The sequence below is a fragment of the Streptomyces sp. NBC_01515 genome (genome assembly GCF_045040345.1).
Classification (GTDB): Bacteria; Actinomycetota; Actinomycetes; order Streptomycetales; family Streptomycetaceae; genus Streptomyces.
The window spans coordinates 8,667,479-8,688,995 of record NZ_CP109416.1 but is presented as its reverse complement, the minus strand read 5'-3'; the positions used below and the strand labels follow the sequence as shown (position 1 = coordinate 8,688,995).

The window sequence follows — 21,517 nt, the reverse complement described above, 5'->3', positions numbered from 1 at the left end:
GCCTCGGTGGGGATGAACGCGCTTCCCGCACGCCTCGACCATCTCGTCCTCGCGACGCCCGAACTGGCGGCCACGGTCGCCGAGTTCACCGAGCGCACGGGCATCGTGCCGATCGCGGGCGGTGCCCATGTCGGGCTCGGTACCCGCAACTGCCTCGTCTCGCTCGGTGGTTACCGTTACCTGGAGATCATCGGCCCGGACCCGGAGCAGCCGGAGCCGTCGGGTCCGCGTCCCTTCGGTGTCGACGGGCTGGCCGCCGCCCGGACGGTGACGTGGGCGGTCTCCCCGCCCGACCTGGACGCGGCGGTCGCGGCGGCCCGCGCCCAGGGGTACGACCCCGGGCCCGTGCGGGCGATGAGCCGCCGCCGGCCCGACGGGACGCTGCTGGAGTGGCGGCTCACCGACGGGAACACGGCGCATCCCTCCGGCCTGGTGCCGTTCCTCATCGACTGGAGTTCCTCGCCCCATCCGACGACCGCCTCGGGCCTGCCCGTCGCGCCTCTGCTGGAGTTGTCCGCGACGGCTCCGGTCCCGGACGAGATCCGCCCGTTGCTGTCGGCTGTGGGGGCGGAGTTGACAGTGGCGGCGGGGCCGGTGGTGGGTCTCTCCTTCACGGTGGACACCCCGCGCGGACCCGTGACCTTCAGCTGAACGATCCACCGAGCGCGGTGTCCGATTCCTTCAAGACGGGCCGGTCCACCCCCGCCTACGGTTGCCCCATGACTCCACGATTCGACGCGATCGGCCTGGTCGTCTCCGACATGGCCGCCTCTGTCGCCTTCTACCGTCGGCTCGGGTTCGGGTTCCCCGAGGACGCCGCGAACCAGCCGCACGCCGAGGCCCAACTGCCCGGCGGGCTACGGCTGTTGCTGGACACGGAGGACACCGTCCACTCCTTCCACCCGGGTTGGCGGGCACCCAGCGGCGGCAACGGCAGCAGGGCCGCACTCGCCCTGCTCTGTGACGACCCCGCCGAAGTCGACCGGGTCTACGAGGAGTTGACCGGCGCCGGGCATCATGGCGAACTCAAGCCGTGGGACGCCTTCTGGGGCCAGCGGTACGCCGTCGTGCACGACCCCGACGGCAACGGCGTGGACCTCTTCGCCCCGCTGAGTCCTGCGCAGAGTCCTGGCTAGCCGGCCCGGCCGAGCAGCTCCCCCAGCGGCATCCCCGCCAACTCCTTGACGTCCCGGGCGAGATGGGCCTGGTCCGCGTAACCGGACCGGGCCGCCGTCTCCGCGAACGGGACTCCGGCGCGGGCCAGCGCGAGGGCGCGTTGCAGGCGCAGCACCCGGGCGAGCGTCTTGGGGCCGTAGCCGAACGCGGTGAGGGAGCGGCGGTGCAACTGGCGGGCGCCGAGGCCGAGTTCGTCGGCGGTGGCGGCGACGGGGCGGCCGGTGTCGAGGGCCGCCACGAGGTGTCGTAGCAGCGGATCGGGTGGGGACACGTCCGCCGCGCGTTCCAGTGCCGCTTCTTCCAGCGCGGTCGCGGGGTCGGGGGACGTGGAGATACGGGCGCCGAGGCGGCGTACCGTCGCGGCGGGCCAGAGGTCGGTGAGGTCGACTCGGCGGTCGCGGAGTTCGTGTGCGGGGACGCCCAGGTAGGTGGGGGCGGTGCCGGGGGCGAAGCGGATGCCCGCCCAGTGGGTGGGCGCGGTCCCGGGGACGTACGCGCGGGTGTCGGGGCCCGCGACCAGGAGGCGGCCCTCGTTCCAGAGGATGTCCATGCAGCCGTCGGGCAGGACGGGGTGGACCGGGCCGACGGTGGAGGCCTCGATCGTGCGGCTCCAGACCACCGCGCCCGGCAGCCGGGACGCCCTCTCCGCGTACACGACCGAAAGGCTACGCCGACCTCGTCCGGTGCTCCTGCGGGCTCACGCCGTAGACCCGCTTGAAGGCGCTGGACAGGGCGAACGCGCTGCCGTAGCCGACCTGTCTGGCGATCGCGCCGATGGTGTCCTCAGTGTCGCGGAGGCGGTCCGCGGTGAGGGCCAGGCGCCAGGCCGTGAGGTAGGACATCGGGGGTTCGCCGACGAGGTCGGTGAAGCGGCGGGCGAGGGCCGCGCGGGAGACGCCCGCCTTGGCGGCGAGGGAGGCGACCGTCCAGGGGTGGGCCGGGTCGTCCTGGAGGAGGCGCAGGACCCTGCCGACGACGGGATCCGCGAGTGCGCGGTACCAGGCCGGGGCCTCGGCCTCCGGGCGGGAGAACCAGGCCCTCAGGGCGGCGATGACGAGGAGGTCGAGGAGGCGGTCCAGGACGACCTCCTGGGCGGGTTCGTCGCGGACGATCTCGTTCATGAGGAGCGGGGTGAGCGGGCACTCCCAGACCTCGGAGGGGAGGGAGAGCAGCGGTGGGAGGGCGTCCAGGAGGCGGCCGTTGATCTCGCCGCGCATGAGGTAGGTGCCGATGAGCATGACCGTGGAGCCGTCGGGGCGGTCACCCCAGGTGCGGACGCCGAGGTCCATGGAGCCGTTGAGCGGGGTGCCGTCGGGGTAGTGGCACTCGGCGCCGGGGAGGATCACGGCCTGTGGGGCGGTGTCGGGGGCGTCGCCGCAGGTGTACGGGTCGGGGCCGCGGGCGATGGCGAGGTCGCCGGCCCGCAGGCGGATCCGCTCCCCCGTGTCCGGGGTGATCCAGGCGTCGCCGCGGACCATGAGCATGACGGTGAGCGGGGCGCGGTCCTCGATGCGTACCGCCCACGGCGGGTCGAAGCACGCGCGGATCATGAAGGCGCCACGCGCGCGTGGACCCTCCAGAAGGCCTGCCAGGGCGTCCATGTGGCCAGCGTAGACGCGCGGTTATGGGAATGAGCCGTTCAGCGATGGTCCGCGCTCGTGGACAGGCGTTGACTGGAGAGCATGACACAGGATGCGCGGAACATGACGATTGTGGTCACCGGTGCTTCGGGGCGTACCGGGCGGCGGGTGGCGGAGGCGGCGCGGGCGGCGGGGCTGACCGTGCGGGAGGCCTCGCGGGCGCGGGGGTTCGACTGGGCGGAGCGGTCCACGTGGGCGGACACGTTGCGGGGTGCCGATGCCGCGTATCTCGTGTACCCGTCGGACGTGGGGGCGCCGGAGGCGGGCCGTGCGGTGGGGCTGCTGGCGCAGGAGGCGGTCGGGTTGGGGGTACGGCGGCTGGTGCTGCTGTCGGCCCGGGGGGAGGAGCGGGCGCGGCCGACGGAGGAGGCGTTGCGGGGGTCGGGGGCGGACTGGACGGTCGTTCGGGCGTCGTGGTTCGCGCAGAACTTCAGTGAGGGGCCGCTGCTGGAGGGGTTGCGGGAGGGTGGGGAACTGGTGTTCCCCGGGGGTTCCGTTCGGGAGCCGTTCGTCGATGTGCGGGACATCGCGGATGTGGTCGTCGCGGTGGTGACCGGTGGGGACCGGTACGTCGGGCAGGCGGTCACCGTGTCCGGGGCGCGGTTGCTGACGTTCGGGGAGGCGGTCGCGGAGATCGCTGCGGTGACGGGGCGTGAGCTGACGTATCGGGCGGTGTCGGCCCGTCAGTACGGGGAGGTTCTCGCGGGGTTCGGGGTGCCGGCGGAGGAGGTGGAGTTCCTGGTGGAGTTGTTCGAGTCGCTGCTCGACGGGCGGAACTCGTATCTCTCCGAGGGGGTTCAGGATGTGCTGGGGCGGGAGCCGCGGGACTTCTCGGAGTTCGTGCGGGAGGCGGCTGCGGCGGGTGCTTGGAAGGCCGGTTCGTAAACTGCGGGTTCGTTGTGGCTGGTCGCGTCAATCCCCGTAGAAAGGCCCGTGCGTTGGCTGCGGGTCCGTCGTGGCTGGTCGCGCAGTTCCCCGCACCCCTTCAGGGGCGCCTCACTCGGCCGGCGGTCGAGAGGCCCCGTCCCCGTCCCCCTGGCGCGCTTCACTTGTCCGGTGTCTGAGAGTCCCCGGAGCCCTTGCGGGTGTGGGTGTGGGTGCTCTTCGCGTGGGTGCGGAGCCGGGAGGTCAGGTCCTCCGGAGGAAGGAAGCGGGACCAGCGTTCCGGGAACTCGGAGGGCATGTACGAGTCGTCGGGGTCGTCGTCGTCCTCGCCGTCCCGGGCGCGGACCGCGGCCATGCGGGCGACGTACTCGGCGACCTGCTCGTCCTGGCGGCGTTCGTTGGCGGCGCGGGCGGCGGCGGTCGCTGCGGCGGGCCAGACGCGGTCGATGGCCGCGTTGACGGCGGCTCCGACGAGGACGGCGAACGCGGACACGCCGATCCACAGCAGGACGGCGACGGGGGCGGCGAGGGAGCCGTAGATGGTGGGGCCCTCGACCGTGCCGGTGAGGTAGATGCGCAGCAGGTAGCTGCCGAGGACCCACATGGCGAGGGCGACCAGGGAGCCGGGCACGTCCTCGATCCACGGGGAGCGGACCGGGACGGACACGTGGTACAGCGTCGTCAGGAAGACGACGGACAGGACGATGACAACCGGCCAGTACAGGACCTGGACGACCGTCTCCGACCACGGCACCACGTTCACCACGGCGTCCGGCCCGGCCACCATGAGCGGCAGCGCGATCGAGCCGATCAGCAGGGCCGCGATGAACAGGGCGAAGGACACGATCCGGGTCTTGACGATGCCGCGGACGCCGTCGAGGCCGTACATGACGGTGATGGTGTCGATGAAGACGTTGACCGCGCGGGAGCCCGACCACAGGGCGAACAGGAAGCCGATGGAGATGACGTCGGGCCGGCCGCCCTTCATGACGTCGTGCAGGATCGGCTGGGCGATCTCGTGCACGCCCTTGTCGGAGAGGACCGTGCGGGACGCCTCCAGGATGTTGTTCTCCAGGCCGGCGATGCTGTCGGCGCCGGTCCAGCTGTCGACGTACCCGAGCAGGCCGATGAGGCTCAGCAGGAGCGGCGGCACGGACAGCAGCGTGAAGAACGCGGCCTCGGCCGCGAGGCCCAGGATGCGGTACTCCATGCAGGAGTTGACGGTGTCCTTGACCAGCAGCCAGGCGGTCCTGCGCTTGGAGACGTTCCGGTAGAGGGCACGCGCCCGGTGGAACCGGCTGGTGGGCCGCTCGGGGGGTTCACTTGCTGACTGCACGCCCTAAAGGTATCCGGCGCGCCGGGATGCACTCGTCCCCCGGGGGCGTCGGCCGGGCGGCACGCCCTCGGGGACGGTCGTGTCATGCTCGCGGTGGCCGAAAATAATCGCCCCGACAATCGAAGCCGCATTCGATACTTCGGCGGCCGTTTCGGAGAGTGTCCCGGTGAGGACTGCGGCCGTCAATTCATGTTGACCCGCACTCCGGTGGGCGAAGACGAAAAAGCGCCATTGACCGAAACAGCCTTGACCCGTTCCGGAATGTCCAGAAATAATCCGGACTGCATTCGTTGCGCGCGTTGGGACGACGTCAGCGCACACGACTCGGGGGAATCAATCGGCCCAGGACCAGGGCCCGGTCCATATGGAAACTCAGCACACAACAGGGAACTCGAATCTCAGGAATTCCCATTTACCCCACCCGTTTCGCGTGTTATTCAATTTGCCCCTGCCGTGAACAACGGGCGCGACTCCACCGTATTCGTCTTTGGCAATTCAAAGGCGACGATCAGCACCAAGGAGCCACGTGGGTGGAAAACCCGGCACCGTCACCGAGACCGTCCTAGCGGAGGTCCTGGCCGGTGTCGTACGCAAGGAAGTCATACCCCTCGACAGTCACTTCTTCGACGACCTGGGCGCCAACTCGTTGGTGATGGCACATTTCTGCGCCCGGGTCAGGAAACGCGAGGATCTGCCGTCGGTGTCGATGCGGGACGTCTACGGATATCCGACGATCCGCAGTCTGGCGGCGGCGCTCGCCGACACGCCCGAGCCCGTCGCGCCGGTCGAGGCGGCGGCGGCGCCGACCGGAAGCACGGCCCGCTATCTGCTGTGCGGGGCGCTTCAGTTCATCATTTTCGCCGTGTATTGCGTGCTCGCCGGGATCGTCACGGGACAGGGCTACGAATGGGTTTCCTCCGGTGCCGGAGTGGTCCAGGTATATGTGCGGTCCGCGATATTCGGCGGCGCGGTGTTCGTCGGTGTGTGCACGGTGCCGGTGGTGGCCAAGTGGATTCTCGTGGGCCGCTGGAAGGAGACCGATTTCCCGGTCTGGGGCCTCGCCTACGTCCGGTTCTGGACGGTCAAGGCGCTGCTGCACGCCAACCCGATGATCCTGTTCGCCGGCAACCCGGTCTACGTCCTGTATCTGCGCGCCCTCGGCGCCCGGATCGGCAAGGGCGTCACGATCCTGTCCCACTCCGTACCGGTCTGCACCGACCTGCTGACCATCGGCGACGGAACGGTCATCCGCAAGGACACCTTCTTCCTCTGCTACCAGGCACGAGCCGGCCGTATCCGCACCGGCCGGGTCACCCTCGGCAGCGAGGTGTACGTCGGTGAGAAGACCGTCCTCGACATCGGCACGGTCATGGGCGACGGGTCCCAACTCGGCCACTCCTCCGCCCTGTACGACGACGCCCGGGTCCCGGCCGGGCAGCGCGTGCACGGCTCCCCGGCCCAGCCCACGGACGTCGACTACGTCCGCGTACCGCACGCGGACTGCTCCACATGGCGCCGCTTCGGCTACGGCCTGGGCGCCGTCCTGCAGATGCTGCTGGTCTACGTCCCGCTCGCGCTCGGCGGCACCTACATGCTGCTGACCGTGGCACCGGGCCTCGACCATCTGCTCGACCCGAACGCGAAGGACCTCAACTCGGCCCGGTTCTACGGCGAGACGCTGGCCCTGTCGCTCGTCGCGTTCGTCGGGTTCGTCGTGCTCGGCTTCGCCGCCGTGTCACTGGTGCCGAGGCTGCTGCGTCCGCTGCTGCGCCCCGACACGGTGTATCCGCTGTACGGCTTCCACTACTCGGTGCAGCGCGCGGTGGCACGGATGACCAACCTGAAGTTCTTCAAGTGGCTGTGCGGGGACAGCTCGTTCATCGTCGGCTACCTGAAGGCGATCGGCTACGACCTCGGCGAGGTGGAGCAGACCGGCTCCAACTTCGGTACGGAGGTGCAGCACGAGACGCCGTATCTGGCCACCGTGGGCAGCGGCACGATGGTCGCGGACGGGCTGTCGATCGTCAACGCGGACTTCTCCAGTACGTCGTTCAGGCTGTCGCGCGCCGAGATCGGGCCGCGCAACTTCCTGGGCAACAACATCGCGTACCCCGCGGGGGGCCGCACCGGCGACAACTGTCTGCTCGCCACCAAGGTGATGGTGCCGATCGACGGTGAACTCCGTGAGGGTGTCGGCCTGTTGGGCTCGCCGTGCTTCGAGATCCCGCGCTCGGTGGAGCGTGACAGCCGCTTCGACCATCTGCGCGAGGGCGCCGAGCTGAAGCGTCGGCTGGCCGCGAAGAACCGATCCAACCTGCGCTCGATGGGCCTGTATCTGTTCGTGCGCTGGCTGCACTGGTTCGTGCTCACCGTCCTCGGCTTCGCCGCCGTCGACCTGTACGGGGGCGAGGGCATCGGCGGGGGGCTGCTGATCGGCGCGTCCCTGATGCTCGGGCTCGGTTTCACCGCCGGGTACTACGTGCTGGTGGAGCGCCTGGTCGGCGGATTCCGGCCGCTGGAGCCGAAGTTGTGCTCGATCTACGACCCGTACTTCTGGTGGCACGAGCGGCTGTGGAAGGTGCCGGACACCTACATCCAGGTGTTCAACGGCACGCCGTTCAAGAACGTGATCTGGCGGCTGCTGGGCGTGCGGATGGGACGCCGGGTCTTCGACGACGGCGCCTACGTCACCGAGCGCACGCTGACCGCGATCGGCGACGACTGCACGCTGTCGGCGCACACCAAGGTGCAGTCGCACTCGCAGGAGGACGGCACCTTCAAGTCCGAAATGATCACCATCGGCGCCGGCTGCACCCTCGGGGTGGGTGCGCTCGTCCACTACGGCGTGTCGATGGGTGACGGGGCCGAACTGGCCGCCGACTCCTTCCTGATGAAGGGCGAGGAGATGCCGGCGCGGTCCCGGTGGGGCGGGAATCCGGCGGTGGCGCCACGGCGCGCCGGACAGCACAGGACTCCCTGACGGCTCGTGCCGCAGGGGGATGAAACAGGGGGGAAAGAGAACGATGGAGATCATTCCGCGGTGGACGCTCACTCCGGTGCCCGGTGTGGCGGAGTACGAAGTGTCCCTGCCCGACGGGCTGTTGATCGAGCCCGCCGCACTGAAGGTCGCCCATGCCAAGGTCCTCGGGGCGCTGTCGGGTGAACCCGCCGAGGAGGACCCGGCGTTGGAGGTGCGCGTCACCGGCCGCGCGCTGCGGCTGCGGTACCGCACCGACGTCCTGGACGCCGAGGCCGCCGCCCGCATCGCGTGCTACCACCTGACCGCGCTCACCGAGCCGGACCGTCCGATGCTGCTGTCGGACGCCGAACTCCGCTTCCAGCTCGACGAGTTGGCGGGCCCGAAGCGTGAACTGCCGGACCGGCGGGTGCACGAGCTGTTCGAGGACATGGTGGCGGTGTGCCCGGACGCGGTCGCCGCCGTCCACGGCGACCGGCAGTGGACCTACCGGGAGCTCAACTCCCGGGCTAACCAGCTGAGTCGGGCGCTGCTCTCCCGGGGACTGACCCGCGAGGGTGTCGTCGCCGTGGTGCTGGAGCGGAACCTGGACTGGATGGCCGCCGTCCTCGCCGTGTTCAAGGCGGGCGGGGTGTACCTGCCCGTCGAGCCGCACTTCCCGGCCGACCGGGTCGCCAGAGTGCTCGAACGCGCCGGGTGCGCACTGGTGTTGACGGAGCGCGGCAGCGACGGCGCGCTGGGCGACCCGACCGACCGCACGCTCTACGTCGACGAGGCGTACGCCGAGGGCCACTCGGACGGCGACCTCGGGATCGCGGTGTCGCCCGGTCAACTCGCCTACATCTACTTCACGTCGGGCTCCACGGGTGAACCCAAGGGCGCCATGTGCGAGCACGCGGGTTTCCTCAACCACGTGTTCGCCAAGCTGGACGACCTGGGGATCGGGGCCGGGCAGGTGGTCGCGCAGACCGCGCCGCAGTGCTTCGACATCTCGCTGTGGCAGTTGGTCTGCGCGCCGCTCGTGGGCGGGCGGACGCTGCTGGTGGCGCAGGACGTGATCCTGGACGTGGCGCGGTTCGTGGACACGGTCGAGGCGGGGCGCGTGAACGTGCTCCAGGTCGTGCCGTCGTATCTGGAGGCCGTGCTGGCCGAGTTGGAGCGGCAGCCGCGTGAACTCCCCGACCTGCGCTGTGTGTCGGTCACCGGGGAGGCGGTGAAGAAGGAGCTCGTGGACCGCTGGTTCGCGGCCCGCCCCGGGGTGCGGCTCGTCAACGCCTATGGCCTGACGGAGACTTCGGACGACACCAACCACGAGGTCATGGACCGGGCACCGGACGGCGACCGCGTCCCGCTCGGCCGGCCCGTCTCCAACGTGCGGGTGTACGTCGTCGACGAGGATCTGGTGCCCGTGCCGCTGGGGGCACCCGGCGAGATCGTGTTCTCCGGCGTGTGCGTGGGCCGGGGGTACGTCAACGATCCCGAGCGCACGAGGGCCGCGTTCACCGAGGACCCGTACCGGCCCGGTGAGCGGCTGTACCGCAGCGGTGACCACGGGCGCTGGCGGCCGGACGGCAAGCTGGAGTTCCTGGGGCGCCGGGACAGCCAGGTGAAGATCCGCGGCTTCCGTGTCGAGATCGGCGAGATCGAGAACGCGCTGCTGCGGGTGGACGGGGTGCGGGACGGCGCGGTGGTCGTCGTGCGCGGGACGCAGCTGGTGGCGTTCTGCACCGGCCCGCTGCCCGTCGAGGCCGGCGCGGTGCGGGCCACGCTCGCCGAGTCGCTGCCCGCGTACATGGTGCCGTCGGTCGTGCACTGGCGGGCGAGCCTGCCGCTGACCGCCAACGGCAAGACCGACCGCAGGACGCTCACCACGCTCGCCGGTGACCTGGACGCCGTGGGGGACGGGCCGGACACGCCCGCCGAGCGGCGGCTGGCGGCGGCCTGGGCCGTGGTGCTGGGCATTCCGGCCGAGCGGATCGGCCGCCAGGACCACTTCTTCGACCGCGGCGGCACCTCGCTGGCCGCGGTGAAGCTGGCGGTCGCCCTCGACCGGGCGATCAGCCTCAAGGACGTCACCCGACACCCGGTCCTCGCGGACCTGGCCGGACTGCTGGACCCGCCCGTCTCCTCCTGAGACCCGCCGCACCCCCGGCCGAACGATCGACAGCACCACCGAAAGGAACACCGAGATGTCGCTCTCTTCCGCGACGCTGCTCAACTCCGTCGCCCTGAGCCCGGACCGCCCACCGCTGCTGCACGCCGATGTAGGCGGCGACCCGGTCGGCTGGGCCGCCGGGCACCGTGACGCACTGCGGGCCGTCGTCGCCGAGCACGGCTGCGTCCTGGTCCGCGGGCTCGGTCTCGCCGACCCGGCCGGGGCCGAGACCGTCTTCCGGCGGCTCACCGACTCCCTGATGGCGGACCGGGAGCCGTTCGCGCCCCGCCGTACGTACGCGGAGGGCGTGTACTCCGCCACGAAGTGGCCGACCGACCAACCGATGTGCCAGCACCACGAGTTGAGCTACGCCCTGGACTTCCCCGGCCTGCTGCTCTTCGCCTGCCTGGAGGCGCCGACGGAGGGCGGCGCGACCCCGGTCGCCGACGCCGAGGCCGTCCTCCAGTCGCTGCCCGCGCCGCTGATGGAGCGGTTCGAGCGGGAGGGCTGGATGCTGACGCGGACGTACCACGAGGAGATCGGGGCGTCGGTCGCCGAGGCCTTCGGCACCGACGACCGTGCCGTCGTGGAACGTTACTGCCGCACCCAGGGCATCGAGTTCGCCTGGCAGCACGACGGTTCGCTGCGCACCCGCCAGCGCCGCGCCGCCGTCCTCCGCCACCCGGTCACAGGGCGCCGCTGCTGGTTCAACCAGATCGCGTTCCTGAACGAGTGGACGATGGAACCCGAGGTCCGCGAGTACCTCGTCGACGTCTACGGCGCCGACGCGCTCCCCTTCAACACCCGCTTCGGGAACAGCGATCCGATCGACGCGGGCATCGTGACGGCCGTCAACGAGGCCTACGACCGGCACGTGCGGCGCGAGCCGTGGCGCTCCGGGGACCTGCTGCTGGTGGACAACATCCGTACCGCGCACGGCAGGGAGCCGTTCGAGGGGCCGCGCGAGGTGCTCGCCGGGCTCGGCGATCCGGTGCGCCTGACGGACCTCGCCCCGTCGGCCGGCGGGAGGGCGGCATGAGCGTCGGCACACCGTCGTTCTCGGTCATCAGCGGCGAGCAGGTCCAACAGGCCCTGGCCGGGCGGGAGTCGGAGATCGCCGCCCTCGTGGAGGCCACCTACCGGCTGCACGGCGCGGGCGACTCGGTGAACCCGCCGTCGTACTTCCTGCGCTTCCCGGACCGCCCGTCGTCCCGGATCATCGCGCTGCCGGCCTCGCTGGGCGGGCCGTTGCGGGTGGACGGGCTGAAGTGGATCTCCAGTTTCCCGGGGAACACCGGGTCGGGGCTGCCCAGGGCCTCGGCGGTGCTGATCCTCAACGACCCGGACACCGGCTACCCGTACGCCTGCCTGGAGAGTTCGGTGATCAGCGCGACCCGTACGGCGAGTTCGGCGGCGCTCGCGGCCGACAGGCTCAGCCAGGGGCGCGAACGGCCGTTGCGGGTCGGGTTCGTGGGGACGGGCCTGATCGCCCGCTACATCCACACCCATCTCCGCGCCACCGGCTGGGAGTTCGAGGAGACGGGTGTGTACGACCTGTCCGCGGACAGCGCGGAGGGGTTCCGGGGGTACCTGGAGCGGTCGGGTGCGCCGGGGCGGGTCACCGTGCACGACAAGGCCGAAAGCCTGGTCCGCTCCAGCGACTTGCTGGTGTTCGCGACGATCGCCGGCTCGCCGCATGTGCACGATCCGGCCTGGTTCGACCATCATCCGCTGGTCCTGCACGTGTCGTTGCGGGATCTCGACCCGGCGATCCTGCTCGCGTCCGCGAACTTCGTGGACGACGTCGAGCACTGCCTGAAGGCCGACACGTCACCGCACCTGGCCGAACAGGCCACCGGGGGGCGGGAGTTCATCGACGGCACGCTGGACGACGTACTGACCGGGCGCGTGCGCGTACCGGCCGACCGGACGGTGGTGTTCTCGCCCTTCGGGCTGGGGGTGCTCGACCTCGCGGTCGGCAGGTTCGTCCATGACGGAGTGGTCCGACGGGGCGAACTCCACGTCGTCGACGGGTTCTTCCACGAGCTGCGCCGGTACGGCTGACGGCGATCGTGGCGCACCACTAGGGGGAAAACATGGCTGTTATTTCCGATCCCGCGGAGTTCAACGAGGACGACCTCTACGTCGACCTGCGGGCAGCACTGGAACTGCCGCTCTATCTGAAGTGCGAGGGGTTCAACTTCGCCGGCTCGGTCAAGCTCAAGGCCGCCACCGAGATGGTGGACGCCGCCGAGCGGGCCGGCATCCTGCGGCCCGGCTCGGTGCTGGTCGAGTCGTCGTCCGGCAACCTGGGAGTGGCCCTGAGCGTGCTCGCGGCGAGCCGCGGTTACGGGTTCCTCTGCATCACCGACAGACGCTGCAACGTACCGACGGTGCAGCTGATGGAGGCGCTCGGGAGCCGGGTGCACGTCATCGACCAGCCCGACGCGCACGGCGGTTTCCTGGGCGCCAGGATCGCGTACGTGCGGGCGCTGTGCGCCTCCGACGAGCGGTACGTGTGGCTCAACCAGTACACGAACCAAGGGAATTGGCGGGCGCACTACCGCACCACGGCACCCGCCATCGCCCGCCGGTTCCCGCAGCTGGACGTGCTGTTCGTCGGCGCCGGCACCACCGGGACGCTGATGGGCTGCGCGCGCTGGTTCTGGCAGTGGCGGCGCCGGGTGCGGATCGTCGCCGTGGACGCGGCCGGTTCGGTCACGTTCGGCGGGGAGGCCGGGCCGCGGATGATCCCGGGTTTGGGCACCAGCGTGGCGCCACCCTTCCTCGACACGTCGTACATCGACGACGTGATCCATGTCGGGGAGCCGGACACCGTGGCGACCTGCCGTCGGCTGGCCGCGCGGGGCTTCCTGTTCGGCGGGTCCACGGGCACGGTCGTCAGCGGGGCCGAGCAGTGGCTCGCGCGGAACGGCCGGCACGGCACGACGGCGGTGGCGATAGCCCCTGACCTGGGCGAACGCTATCTGGACACGGTGTACCGCACCGGCTGGCTGGAGGAGGAGGTGCCCGAGACCGCGATGCTGGCGGCCATGTCCCGCTCGGCCTGACGCCCGCGACGGCGGTTGTGCCAGGGTGGAGATCCACCGCACCGCAGGGTGGAGATCCAGACCGCCGCCGTCCCCACGGGTAGGTTCCAGCCATGGCACGCACCACCCACACCGTGACGAACCAGACTCCCCCACTGGTCGGATACGACGTCTTCACCGCCGACCGCGTCCTGACGGCGGCGGTCGAACGGCACACGGCACCCGGGCTGCTGGACGAGGTCCGCGAGGACCTCTCCGCACTGGGCCGCGCCGCCGGCTCGGCCCAGGTCCAGGAGTGGGGTGCGCAGGCCAACGACAACCCCCCGGGCCTGCGCACCCACGACCGTTACGGCCACCGGATCGACGAGGTCGAGTTCCATCCGGCCTGGCACCGGCTGCTCGGCAAGGGCGTGTCGGCCGGGCTGACGGGCGCCTGGAACCGCCCCGCCGGACATGTGCGGCGGGCCGCCGGACTCCTGGTCTGGACCCAGGTCGACGCGGGCAACGTCTGCCCGCTGTCGATGACCCACGCGGCGGTGCCCGCCCTGCGCGCCGACCCCGCGCTCGCCGCGGAGTGGGAGCCCCGGCTGACGTCCATGGTCTACGACCGTGAACTGCGGCCCGCCCGTCTCAAGGCCGGGGTGGTCTTCGGGATGGGCATGACGGAGAAGCAGGGCGGCAGCGACGTCCGCGCCAACACGACGGAGGCGCGTCCGCTCGCCGAGGACGGGACGTACGAGCTGACCGGACACAAGTGGTTCTGCTCGGCGCCGATGTCCGACGGTTTCCTCGTGCTGGCGCAGGCACCGGGCGGGCTGACCTGTTTCCTGGTGCCCCGGGTGCTGGCGGACGGCACACGCAACGTGTTCCTCCTCCAGCGGCTCAAGGACAAGCTCGGCAACCGGTCGAACGCCTCCGCCGAGGTCGAGTTCGACGGCACGTGGGCCCGCCGGGTCGGTGACGAGGGCGCCGGCGTACGGGCCATCATCGGGATGGTCGCGGCGACCCGGCTCGACTGTGTGCTCGGCTCGGCCGGTCTGATGCGGCAGGCGGTCGCGCAGGCCGTCCATCACGCCGCCCACCGCGAGGCGTTCGGCGGCAAGCTCATGGACAAGCCGCTGATGCGCAACGTGCTGGCCGACCTCGCCCTGGAGTCGGAGGCGGCCACCACGCTCGCGCTGCGGCTCGCGGCGGCCTACGACGACGGCGGCGAACAGGAGCTGGCGTTCCTGCGGTTGGCGGTCCCGGCCGCCAAGTACTGGGTGACCAAGCGCTGTTCGCCGCTCACGGTCGAGGCGGCGGAGTGCCTGGGCGGCAACGGATACGTCGAGGAGTCCGGACTGCCGCGCCTGGTACGGGAGTCACCGCTCAACTCGGTCTGGGAGGGCGCCGGGAACATCCAGGCCCTCGACGTCCTGCGGGCGTTGCAGCGTGAACCGCAGGCGCTGAACGCCTTCCTGGTGGAGGTCGGCCGGGTGCGCGGCGCCGATCACCGGCTGGACGGGGCGATGAAGAACCTGCTCGCCGAGTTCGCCGACCTGGAGGGCATCGAGGGGCGCGCCCGGCGCGTGGTCGAGCGGATGGCGCTGGTGTTGCAGGGAGCGCTGCTCGTGCGGCACGCGCCGCCGGAGGTCGCCGACGCGTTCTGCGCCTCCCGGCTGGGCGGCGACTGGGGCTCCGCGTTCGGCACCCTGCCGCCGAGCCTGGACCTCACGTCGATCGTGGAACGGGCCCGGCCGACGGTCTGAACAGCACCGGCACAACGCGAGGGTGGTGCTGCGCCGACACGGCACCACCCTCGCAGCTGGGACAAGTTTCAGACACCGTACGGCTGTTCACCAGGGTTGCAGAGGGTTGCAACTTGGCGGCTTCTGTGTCCGGACTGTCTCCCTCCGTCACCGCGGAGCGGCACTATGAGACCAACAGTCGATACGGGACCGGAGAGAAGGACCCATGGCGAACCCGCCGGCCGGACTGCCGCGGCGCACCACCGTCGACGCGGCGCGGACGGCCCGGATGCTGAGCGACGCCCGGTACGCCACGCCCTTCGGACAGCGCGCCCGCACCGTTCCGCGCCCGGTGATCGAGGAGTCCTGGGAGCGCGCGTTACGCGGCGGGACCCACCCGGACCACGATCTGCGGACCGGGCTGCTGTCCCGCGAGGAGGTCGAACGGCGGCGTGGGACAAGCCCGTTGAGGCATGTCCTGCCGGTGCTGCGGGAGGGTCTGGTGTCGGTCGCGGACGCCGCCCACCACATCGTGCTGGTCGCCGACGACGAGGGCCGGGCGCTGTGGCGGGAGGGCAGCGCCGCCGTGCTGCGCAAGGCCGACGAGGTCGGCATCGAGGTCGGCACCGACTGGCGCGAGGACGTCGTCGGCACCAACGGCGTGGGCACTCCGGCGGTCGTCCGGCGGCCCGTACAGGTCTTCGCCGGCGAGCATCTCTCGCGCGCGCTGGCCTCGTTCACCTGCGCGGGCGCGCCGATCACCGACCCCAGGGACGGCCGGCTGATCGGTGTCGTCGATGTGAGCGGCCCGCTGGAGACCATGCACCCGGCCACCCTCGCCTGGGTCGACTCGGTGGCCAAGCTCGCCGAGGCCCGGCTGCGTGAGCTGCACATGACCTCGCTGGAGCGGCTGCGCGCGGTGGCGGCGCCGATCCTGCCCCGCATCGGCGGGCAGGCCCTGGTGGTGGACCGGGACGGCTGGACGGCCGCGGTCACCGGGATGCCGTACGTGAAGCGGATCGCGCTGCCCAAGTCGCCCTCCGGGGGACGCCGTTGGCTGCCGTCGCTCGGACTGTGCTCGCTGGAGCCGCTGGCCGGGGGCTGGTTGGTCCGTGCCGCCGACGAACCGCTGCCCGGCGCCGCCCGGATCGTCCTCGACCTCGCCCTGCCGCGCCGCTGGTCGGTGACGGTCTACGGCAGCGCGGGCTCCTGGACCCGTGAACTGAGCCCCCGGCACGCCGAGTTGCTGTACCTCCTGGCCCTGCACCGCACCGGCCGCAGCGCGGCGGCCCTGGCCGAGGACATGTTCGGCGACCAGGGCCGCACGGTGACGGTGCGTGCCGAGATGTCTCGGGTACGGCGGTATCTCGGGGCGCTCCTGGAGCACCGGCCGTACCGGTTCCGCGAGGACGCCGAGGTCGAGGTGCTGCTGCCGGACGACCCGCGCGAGCTGCTGCCGCACTCGACGGCACCCGGGGTGACCAGGGGACGGACGTCGGCCCAAGTGCCGTAGCGGAGAAGTCGGTTTATGTGCCGCGGCCCGGACGGCGGGAGCCTGCCGGAGGCGGAAGCGCGGGTCAGGGCGCTGCTGCGGACAGGTGGCGCAAAAGGCGCGTCCGGCTGCATCTTCCGCATATTTGCGGGGTCTTACCCCTGGGGCGGCCCTGACTGCCGTAGCATCCCTCTACGGGCCACCCCACCTGCTCCCTGGTCAACGCACGGATCACCAGGCGCAGTTGGCTCGCCTCGGGAGGACACTATGAGTGCACGTGGGCGACATCGCCGGCGCAGGCGGGGCAGGGCGCTGCGCGCCGTGCTTACCGGGGCCGCGCTCGGCCTCACCGCGGCCGCGACGATGATCAGCGCCTCGCAGGCGACGGTCGGTTCCGATCCCGGGGCGCTGAAGCCCCTCACCTCGGCCTCCGACATGAGCGCGTTGCGGCTGCGGGAGCATCTGGAGCCACAGCGGTCCCTGGACCGGCTCTCCTCGGCGATGGGCCGCCCGGTGGGTGTCGGCACCGTCCTGGAGAGCGCCGACCACACCCTGCGCGACGCCGCGGACTGCACGACCGACGAGAAGTCGGCGCTGCCCGTCGAACCTGCGGCAACCCGCGCGTACTGCTGGGACAGCGGCGACGCGGCCGACCCCGCCTGGACACCACGCTCGGTGACCACCTCGGGCGACGCCGACGAGGACGGCTGGTGGGGCTCGAACCGGGTGATCCTCTCCGGCTGGAGCGCGAACACCCGCGGCCTGGCCAGGGTCGCCTTCGTGAACGCCGCCGACACCGCGCATCTCACCTACACCTGGGCCCTCCTCGCCGTACCGACGGACGGCGGCCGGAACTATCGAGGGCTCGTCTCCAAGATCTCCGGCATGGTCTGGTACGAGGACAAGCTCCTGGTCACGACCACCAGCGGGACCCGCGACGCGCTGTACGTGTACGACATGAACCGCATCCAGCGCACCACGGTGACGGCCTCCGCGGTCGGCCGGGTGCGCGAGGGCTGGTCGGCGGCCGGGTACCGGTATGTGCTGCCCGCGGTCGGGTCGTACCGGCTGGCCGGCGGCAAGGCGGCCGTACGGCCCGCGGGTCTGTCCCTGGACCGGAGCACCGTGCCGGACAGTCTGGTCGCGAGCGGGTCGAAGCGGCTGTGGCGCTACTCCTTCAGCGGGGATCCCGCGCGTCCGGGGCTGCTCGCCACCGACTCGGCGGGGCGCGCGACCGCCGACGAGGCGTACGCGACGAAGGTCGACGGCGCAGGTGGCGTGCTCACGAACGGGTCCGCCTGGTACGTGGGCGGCGCGGCCGGGAACGACGGCGGCCGGGGCTCGATGTGGCGCCAGGACACCCGCGGCGCGAAGGCCACCGAGTGCGGGGCCGACGAGACGCACCAGTGCTGGAGCCCGCAGACCGACTCCCTCTCCTACTGGCAGGAGACCGGCGAGGTCTGGTCGGTGTCGGGGCGGATGCTGTTCGCGCTGCCGCTGAACTCGATCGACAGCTCGCTCGGTTGATCATCCGATCGACAGATCCCCTGGCCGGATGATTCCCTGACGGGCATGACGAACATGCCGGTGACCACCTGGTCCCTGGAGCAGACCGACCCGAGCGACCTCCTCCCGGCCATCGCGCCGGAGGGGGACGTGCGGATCGCCCGCTCCGAGGTCTCCTCCCCCGAGTTCAGCCGCTATCTGTACGCGTCCGTGGGCGGGGACATCCTCTGGATCGACCGGCTGCACTGGACGTTCGCGCAGTGGCAGGAGCACCTGGACCGGCCGGGCGTGGAGACCTGGGTCGTGTACGACCGGGGCACGCCCGGCGGGTACGTGGAACTGGAGCCGCAGGACGACGGCGTCGTCGAGATCGTCTACTTCGGTCTGGTCCCCGCCTTCCGCGGCCGCCGCCTCGGCGGCCACCTCCTCTCCTACGGCGCCGCCCGTGCCTGGGACCTCGCCGACCGCTGGCCCGGGCGGGCCCCCACGAAGCGGGTCTGGCTGCATACCTGCAGCCTGGACGGGGTGCATGCGATGGACAACTATCAGCGCCGGGGCTTCAAGCTCTTCGACACGCAGGTCGAGGAGGTGACACAGGCGCCCACCCCGGGCCCCTGGCCGGGCGCCTACCGCGTCTGACCTGCGCCGACAAGACAGCGTGCGCGGCTTGTGACCGATGACACCCTCGTCTCACATAGCGGGACCAGGGTGTCCGCATGGCGGACGAAGCTGGACTGTGTCCAGAACGCCGTGACACGCTTCCGTCATGTCCGGAACTGGAATTGCCTTGGTGAGTCGGCGGCACGTCGACCTCGGCCGCATGTCCAGCGCCATCTGTCCGGCGGGCTAGCCGAGCCGCAGCACCGCCGGTTTTCCCCGTATCTGCCTCATACTGCGCAAAGACGCGCGCGTATGCCCGTATGCGCCCGTACACGCAGGTCAGAGCCGATCACCCGCCTGTCCCGGAGGACGTAGAACCATGGCCGCCACCCCTGAGAACCCTGCAGCCGCAGCGCCCCGCCGCAAGGTGAGCCGTCACCGCGGTGAGGGTCAGTGGGCAGCCGGACACTTCACCCCGCTCAACGGCAACGAGCAGTTCAAGAAGGACGACGACGGTCTCAATGTGCGGACACGCATTGAGACGATCTACTCCAAGCGCGGGTTCGACTCGATCGACCCGAACGACCTCCGCGGCCGTATGCGCTGGTGGGGGCTGTACACCCAGCGCAAGCCCGGGATCGACGGCGGCAAGACCGCGATCCTGGAGCCGGAGGAGCTGGACGACAAGTACTTCATGCTGCGCGTCCGGATCGACGGCGGCCGGCTGACCACGGACCAGCTGCGCGTGATCGGCGAGATCTCGCAGGAGTTCGCGCGCGGCACGGCCGACCTCACGGACCGGCAGAACGTGCAGTACCACTGGATCCGCATCGAGGACGTGCCCGAGATCTGGAACCGCCTGGAGGCGGTCGGTCTCTCCACCACCGAGGCCTGCGGCGACACACCCCGCACCATCCTCGGCTCCCCGGTCGCCGGCATCGCCGAGGACGAGATCATCGACGGCAGCTCGGCCATCGACGAGATCCACCGCCTCTACATCGGCACCAAGGAATTCTCCAACCTCCCGCGCAAGTTCAAGACGGCGATCTCAGGATCCCCGCTCCTGGACGTCGCCCACGAGATCAACGACATCGCGTTCGTCGGCGTCAACCACCCCGAGCACGGCCCCGGTTTCGACCTGTGGGTCGGCGGCGGTCTGTCCACCAACCCGAAGATCGGCGTCCGGCTCGGCGCCTGGGTCCCGCTGGACGAGGTCCCGGACGTCTGGGCCGGCGTGATCGGCATCTTCCGCGACTACGGCTACCGGCGGCTGCGCACCCGCGCCCGCCTGAAGTTCCTCGTCGCCGACTGGGGCCAGGAGAAGTTCCGCCAGGTCCTGGAGGACGAGTACCTCAAGCGCAAGCTCGTCGACGGCCCCGCCCCCGCGCAGCCGGTCCAGCGCTGGCGCGACCACGTCGGCGTCCACCGCCAGCAGGACGGCCTGTTCTACGTCGGTTTCGCCCCGCGCGTCGGCCGCGTCGACGGCACCACGCTCACGAAGATCGCCGAGCTGGCCCAGTCACACGGCTCGGGCCGGCTGCGTACGACGGTCGAGCAGAAGATGATCGTGCTCGATGTCGAGGAGGGGCGGATCGAGTCCCTGGTCGAGGGTCTCGAAGCGCTCGGCCTCACCGCCAAGCCCTCCCCCTTCCGGCGCGGCACGATGGCCTGCACCGGCATCGAGTACTGCAAGCTCGCGATCGTCGAGACCAAGCAGCGCGGCATCACGCTCATCGACGAACTGGAGCGCCGCATCCCGGAGTTCGACGAGCCGATCACCATCAACATCAACGGCTGCCCGAACGCCTGCGCCCGTATCCAGGTCGCGGACATCGGTCTCAAGGGCCAGTTGGTCCTCAACGACCAGGGCGAGCAGGTCGAGGGCTTCCAGGTGCACCTCGGCGGCGCCCTCGGTCTGGAGGCCGGCTTCGGCCGCAAGGTCCGTGGCCTGAAGGTCACTTCGGAGGAACTGCCCGACTACGTCGAGCGGGTCCTCACCCGGTTCCAGCAGGAGCGCGAGGACGGCGAGCGCTTCGCCGTCTGGGCCACCCGCGCCTCCGAGGAGGCCCTGTCGTGAGCGACCGGGCCGCCCCCTTCTACTGCCCCTACTGCGGTGACGAGGACCTGCGTCCCAACGAGCAGGGCCATGGCGCATGGGAATGCGCGGCATGCAATCGGGCCTTTCAGCTGAAGTTCCTCGGGCTCCTCGCCCGGGGGCTCCGGCAGACCGACGCAGGGGGAGACGAGATATGACGACGACTCAGAAAGCGCGCCCCACCGACGACTTGAAGGCCCTTGCCGAGCAGGCGGGCCGCGACCTGGAGGACGCCTCCGCGCTGGAGATCCTCCAGTGGGCGGTCACCACCTTCGGCAAACAGTTCTGTGTGACCTCCTCGATGGAGGACGCGGTGGTGGCCCACCTCGCCTCCCGCGCGATGCCCGGCGTCGACGTGGTGTTCCTCGACACCGGCTACCACTTCCCCGAGACCATCGGCACCCGCGACGCGGTCGAGGCCGTGATGGACGTCAACGTCATCACGCTCACCCCGCGCCAGTCCGTCGCCGAGCAGGACGCCGAGTACGGCCCCCGACTGCACGACCGCGACCCGGACTTGTGCTGCAAGCTCCGCAAGGTGCAGCCGCTGGAGCAGGGCCTGACCAAGTACACGGCCTGGGCGACCGGGCTGCGCCGCGACGAGTCCCCGACCCGGGCCAACACCCCGGTCGTCGGCTGGGACGAGAAGCGCCGGAAGGTCAAGGTCTCCCCCATCGCCCGCTGGACGCAGGACGACGTGGACGCGTACGTCGCCGAACACGGCGTGCTGACCAACCCGTTGCTGATGGACGGCTACGCGTCCGTCGGCTGCGCGCCCTGCACCCGCCGGGTCCTGGAGGGCGAGGACGCACGCGCCGGCCGCTGGGCGGGGCGCGGGAAGACCGAGTGCGGGCTGCACGAATGACCATCACCGAGAA

Annotated in this window: 19 protein-coding genes; 16 read left to right on the top strand and 3 right to left on the bottom strand. The window is 70.9% G+C overall.

The window, feature by feature from the left end; translation table 11 throughout:
- Positions 1-12: 12 nt before the first annotated feature.
- Both OG407_RS38915 and OG407_RS38910 read left to right on the top strand, forming a co-directional pair.
- The gene (locus OG407_RS38915; RefSeq protein WP_405864595.1) at positions 13-651 is read left to right on the top strand and encodes a VOC family protein; all 639 of its coding nucleotides are present in this window, start codon (positions 13-15) and stop codon (positions 649-651) included.
- Between the two features lie 68 nt (positions 652-719).
- Positions 720-1,136: a VOC family protein gene (locus OG407_RS38910; RefSeq protein ID WP_405864593.1), complete on the top strand. Its 417-nt coding sequence runs from the start codon at positions 720-722 to the stop codon at positions 1,134-1,136.
- Here the strand turns inward: OG407_RS38910 and OG407_RS38905 are convergent.
- On the bottom strand, positions 1,133-1,831 hold the full coding sequence (locus OG407_RS38905) for a helix-turn-helix domain-containing protein (protein ID WP_405864591.1): 699 nt from the start codon (positions 1,829-1,831) through the stop codon (positions 1,133-1,135). The two genes, OG407_RS38910 and OG407_RS38905, sit on opposite strands and share 4 nt — an antisense overlap.
- 10 nt (positions 1,832-1,841) lie before the next feature.
- A complete protein-coding gene (locus OG407_RS38900) occupies positions 1,842-2,777 on the bottom strand; it encodes an AraC family transcriptional regulator (RefSeq protein ID WP_405864589.1) in 936 nt (311 codons plus the stop codon).
- A gap of 81 nt (positions 2,778-2,858) precedes the next feature.
- Between OG407_RS38900 and OG407_RS38895 the strand changes: the two genes are divergently transcribed.
- The gene (locus OG407_RS38895) at positions 2,859-3,701 is read left to right on the top strand and encodes an NmrA family transcriptional regulator (RefSeq protein ID WP_405864587.1); all 843 of its coding nucleotides are present in this window, start codon (positions 2,859-2,861) and stop codon (positions 3,699-3,701) included.
- Positions 3,702-3,861: 160 nt separating this feature from the next.
- On the opposite strand, the gene OG407_RS38890 is transcribed toward OG407_RS38895, so the two are convergent.
- Entirely contained in the window at positions 3,862-5,037 is a 1,176-nt protein-coding gene (locus OG407_RS38890) for a YihY/virulence factor BrkB family protein (protein WP_405864585.1), read from the bottom strand.
- A 526-nt stretch (positions 5,038-5,563) separates the two neighbouring features.
- Between OG407_RS38890 and OG407_RS38885 the strand changes: the two genes are divergently transcribed.
- The 13 genes from OG407_RS38885 to OG407_RS38825 all read left to right on the top strand — a co-directional run bounded on the left by OG407_RS38885 (position 5,564) and on the right by OG407_RS38825 (position 21,504).
- Positions 5,564-8,017, top strand: a complete 2,454-nt coding sequence (locus tag OG407_RS38885) for a Pls/PosA family non-ribosomal peptide synthetase (protein ID WP_405864583.1) — start codon at positions 5,564-5,566, stop codon at positions 8,015-8,017.
- Positions 8,018-8,060: 43 nt separating this feature from the next.
- A complete protein-coding gene (locus OG407_RS38880) occupies positions 8,061-10,148 on the top strand; it encodes a non-ribosomal peptide synthetase (RefSeq protein WP_405864581.1) in 2,088 nt (695 codons plus the stop codon).
- 55 nt (positions 10,149-10,203) lie between these two features.
- On the top strand, positions 10,204-11,208 hold the full coding sequence (locus OG407_RS38875) for a TauD/TfdA family dioxygenase (protein ID WP_405864579.1): 1,005 nt from the start codon (positions 10,204-10,206) through the stop codon (positions 11,206-11,208).
- A complete protein-coding gene (sbnB, locus tag OG407_RS38870) occupies positions 11,205-12,233 on the top strand; it encodes a 2,3-diaminopropionate biosynthesis protein SbnB (RefSeq protein ID WP_405864577.1) in 1,029 nt (342 codons plus the stop codon). The genes OG407_RS38875 and sbnB overlap by 4 nt, the downstream gene beginning before the upstream one ends.
- Positions 12,234-12,265: 32 nt before the next feature.
- Complete coding sequence (gene sbnA, locus OG407_RS38865; RefSeq protein ID WP_405864575.1) at positions 12,266-13,240, top strand: 2,3-diaminopropionate biosynthesis protein SbnA; 975 nt, start codon at positions 12,266-12,268, stop codon at positions 13,238-13,240.
- A 92-nt stretch (positions 13,241-13,332) separates the two neighbouring features.
- Positions 13,333-14,967: an acyl-CoA dehydrogenase family protein gene (locus tag OG407_RS38860; protein WP_405864573.1), complete on the top strand. Its 1,635-nt coding sequence runs from the start codon at positions 13,333-13,335 to the stop codon at positions 14,965-14,967.
- Between the two features lie 205 nt (positions 14,968-15,172).
- The gene (locus OG407_RS38855) at positions 15,173-16,459 is read left to right on the top strand and encodes a GAF domain-containing protein (protein ID WP_405864571.1); all 1,287 of its coding nucleotides are present in this window, start codon (positions 15,173-15,175) and stop codon (positions 16,457-16,459) included.
- A 246-nt stretch (positions 16,460-16,705) separates the two neighbouring features.
- On the top strand, positions 16,706-17,965 hold the full coding sequence (locus OG407_RS38850) for a hypothetical protein (RefSeq protein WP_405864569.1): 1,260 nt from the start codon (positions 16,706-16,708) through the stop codon (positions 17,963-17,965).
- 45 nt (positions 17,966-18,010) lie between these two features.
- On the top strand, positions 18,011-18,583 hold the full coding sequence (locus OG407_RS38845; protein WP_405864567.1) for a GNAT family N-acetyltransferase: 573 nt from the start codon (positions 18,011-18,013) through the stop codon (positions 18,581-18,583).
- Between the two features lie 127 nt (positions 18,584-18,710).
- On the top strand, positions 18,711-18,794 hold the full coding sequence (locus tag OG407_RS38840; RefSeq protein WP_309500612.1) for a putative leader peptide: 84 nt from the start codon (positions 18,711-18,713) through the stop codon (positions 18,792-18,794).
- A gap of 129 nt (positions 18,795-18,923) precedes the next feature.
- Entirely contained in the window at positions 18,924-20,621 is a 1,698-nt protein-coding gene (locus tag OG407_RS38835) for a nitrite/sulfite reductase (protein ID WP_405864565.1), read from the top strand.
- The gene (locus OG407_RS38830) at positions 20,618-20,797 is read left to right on the top strand and encodes a hypothetical protein (protein WP_405864563.1); all 180 of its coding nucleotides are present in this window, start codon (positions 20,618-20,620) and stop codon (positions 20,795-20,797) included. Before OG407_RS38835 ends, OG407_RS38830 begins: the two co-directional genes overlap by 4 nt.
- Entirely contained in the window at positions 20,794-21,504 is a 711-nt protein-coding gene (locus OG407_RS38825; protein ID WP_405864561.1) for a phosphoadenylyl-sulfate reductase, read from the top strand. The genes OG407_RS38830 and OG407_RS38825 overlap by 4 nt, the downstream gene beginning before the upstream one ends.
- Positions 21,505-21,517 lie beyond the last annotated feature (13 nt).

What these genes read in the sequence shown, in the direction of transcription:
- OG407_RS38915 (WP_405864595.1), top strand. Translation starts at nt 13, where the DNA reads ATGAACGCGCTTCCCGCACGCCTCGACCATCTCGTCCTCGCGACGCCC.
- OG407_RS38910 (WP_405864593.1), top strand. Translation starts at nt 720, where the DNA reads ATGACTCCACGATTCGACGCGATCGGCCTGGTCGTCTCCGACATGGCC.
- OG407_RS38900 (WP_405864589.1), bottom strand. Translation starts at nt 2,777, where the DNA reads ATGGACGCCCTGGCAGGCCTTCTGGAGGGTCCACGCGCGCGTGGCGCC.
- OG407_RS38895 (WP_405864587.1), top strand. Translation starts at nt 2,859, where the DNA reads ATGACACAGGATGCGCGGAACATGACGATTGTGGTCACCGGTGCTTCG.
- OG407_RS38880 (WP_405864581.1), top strand. Translation starts at nt 8,061, where the DNA reads ATGGAGATCATTCCGCGGTGGACGCTCACTCCGGTGCCCGGTGTGGCG.
- OG407_RS38875 (WP_405864579.1), top strand. Translation starts at nt 10,204, where the DNA reads ATGTCGCTCTCTTCCGCGACGCTGCTCAACTCCGTCGCCCTGAGCCCG.
- sbnB (WP_405864577.1), top strand. Translation starts at nt 11,205, where the DNA reads ATGAGCGTCGGCACACCGTCGTTCTCGGTCATCAGCGGCGAGCAGGTC.
- sbnA (WP_405864575.1), top strand. Translation starts at nt 12,266, where the DNA reads ATGGCTGTTATTTCCGATCCCGCGGAGTTCAACGAGGACGACCTCTAC.
- OG407_RS38860 (WP_405864573.1), top strand. Translation starts at nt 13,333, where the DNA reads ATGGCACGCACCACCCACACCGTGACGAACCAGACTCCCCCACTGGTC.
- OG407_RS38855 (WP_405864571.1), top strand. Translation starts at nt 15,173, where the DNA reads ATGGCGAACCCGCCGGCCGGACTGCCGCGGCGCACCACCGTCGACGCG.
- OG407_RS38850 (WP_405864569.1), top strand. Translation starts at nt 16,706, where the DNA reads ATGAGTGCACGTGGGCGACATCGCCGGCGCAGGCGGGGCAGGGCGCTG.
- OG407_RS38845 (WP_405864567.1), top strand. Translation starts at nt 18,011, where the DNA reads ATGACGAACATGCCGGTGACCACCTGGTCCCTGGAGCAGACCGACCCG.
- OG407_RS38840 (WP_309500612.1), top strand. Translation starts at nt 18,711, where the DNA reads ATGTCCGGAACTGGAATTGCCTTGGTGAGTCGGCGGCACGTCGACCTC.
- OG407_RS38835 (WP_405864565.1), top strand. Translation starts at nt 18,924, where the DNA reads ATGGCCGCCACCCCTGAGAACCCTGCAGCCGCAGCGCCCCGCCGCAAG.
- OG407_RS38825 (WP_405864561.1), top strand. Translation starts at nt 20,794, where the DNA reads ATGACGACGACTCAGAAAGCGCGCCCCACCGACGACTTGAAGGCCCTT.